We start from the raw sequence: 1,661 nt of genomic DNA on the forward strand, positions 1-1,661 counted from the left end.
GCTTGTCAATTTCCCCCCGTAGCCACTGCCCACCCTACGATTCTCTCCCCATCTCCCCATCTCCCCATCTCCCCATCTCCCCATCCTTACAAGGGTACGTTTTTAATATTTCTGGAGCTACTGCCTTAAAATTGAGAATTAATCATGCCTAGGAGTCAAGCTGTGATGAGTAGGGATGGCTGATTCAAATCAAATCCTTACCTGGCTTGGGCAACAGCTGCAAGAATCCAGGGAGTAGGATGGTCAACATTGCACCAAAGGGGTAATGGCTTGCGATCATAATAGTGATCGAATATAAGCTATGACTGATTGCCCAATAGCTTACAAGGACGGGCGTTGAATAGTAACCAGCAAAATGCCTCATTTAACCAAACCCCAAGCTGCAGTGTTGAGTATGGGTCGCAATGGGTACGCTATCACCCATTGTTGTGGGTTATCAACCGTATCAGCTTTTCTGGCACAACTGCTTGATAAGCAAGAGTTCACGGTCAGACAGCAATTACGAGAATGGTATAAGGAGCGTAGTGATATAGGTGGTAGAAAACGTAATGAACTGGATGTAACCGCGAGTTTTGCACCATTGTTGCAATGGATCTTAAGTTGGTGGCCAACGGATCACAAAAACATCGTGTTAGCTGCAGATGCCTCAACACTGGGAGATCGCTTCACCTTGTTAGTGGTTTGCGTGGTTTATAGAGGTTGTGGCATACCAGTGGCGTGGAAAGTAATCGTTGCCAAAAACACATGTTGCTGGCCACCTTACTGGTTGAAGTTATTTGAGCATCTTCAGCCTGGGATTCCCTCAGTAGGGTGTGTGGTTGTCACCACTGACAATCGCTTGTATGCTCCGGTGGTTCTATGAGGCAATTGTTGCCCTGCAATGGCATCCGTTCATGGGCATCAATGCTCAAGGTTACTATCAGAGCAAGCTCTCCTGTGGGTTTGTGCCACTCAAAGGATTGATCACTGCACTGGGTCAGTCTTGGGCAGGGATGATCACTTGTTTCAAAAATAACTCACTCCAATGCACCCTTTTGGCTCGGTGGGATGAAGACTACAGCGACCCATGGTTAATTCTGACAGACTTAGAGCCAGACCAAGCTGAAATCTTGTGGTATGGCATGCGCAGTTGGATTGAGTGTATGTTCAAAGATATCAAGCGCGGCGGACTACAGTGGCATCTGACCAGGATCAGTGATCCCAAGCGAGCAGAACGAGTATGGTTGGCGATAGCAGTAGCGACGTTATGGTTAGTCAGTGTCGGCGGAAAAGCTGACGACAAGCTATTAGCTAGCAGTTTACAATTGGCCCAGCCTATGGACAATAGCACTGGTCAATCTCGTATCGGAGTCTGAGGAAAGTTCATCTCCTAAATCATTGAAGACCAGTGCACCTCGAAAACTCAGTTGTTTCCGGCGAGGACTAATTAGAATTTTAGCGGCGGCATTTAAGGGGGAACCTTTGCCCATCGGGAGTTTTGTCCCTGATTTTTCAGCCTCCCCAGCACAAGTTCATGTCTTTAGTTCTGGATGAATCTTAAAAACGTACCCTTGTAAGGATGGGGAGATGGGGTGATGGGGTGATGGGGTGATGGGGAGGGAAATTAATCGTAGGGTGGGCAGTGGCTAGCAACGGAATTGGCCAACAGCCGTAAAGCTATC

2 protein-coding genes are annotated in these 1,661 nt (G+C 47.7%); both read left to right on the top strand.

The features are described 5' to 3' along the window. Window positions 1-355: 355 nt before the first annotated feature. Entirely contained in the window at window positions 356-862 is a 507-nt protein-coding gene (locus tag F6K51_RS36835) for a hypothetical protein (protein WP_293031009.1), read from the top strand. Next, on the top strand, window positions 819-1,355 hold the full coding sequence (locus F6K51_RS36840; protein ID WP_293031012.1) for a hypothetical protein: 537 nt from the start codon (window positions 819-821) through the stop codon (window positions 1,353-1,355). Before F6K51_RS36835 ends, F6K51_RS36840 begins: the two co-directional genes overlap by 44 nt. Window positions 1,356-1,661: the final 306 nt, after the last annotated feature.

Source organism: Moorena sp. SIO3I8 (assembly GCF_010692325.1).
Lineage (GTDB): Bacteria > Cyanobacteriota > Cyanobacteriia > Cyanobacteriales > Coleofasciculaceae > Moorena.

Coding starts and splice junctions, on each gene's coding strand:
- F6K51_RS36835 (WP_293031009.1), top strand. CDS start 356: ATGCCTCATTTAACCAAACCCCAAGCTGCAGTGTTGAGTATGGGTCGC.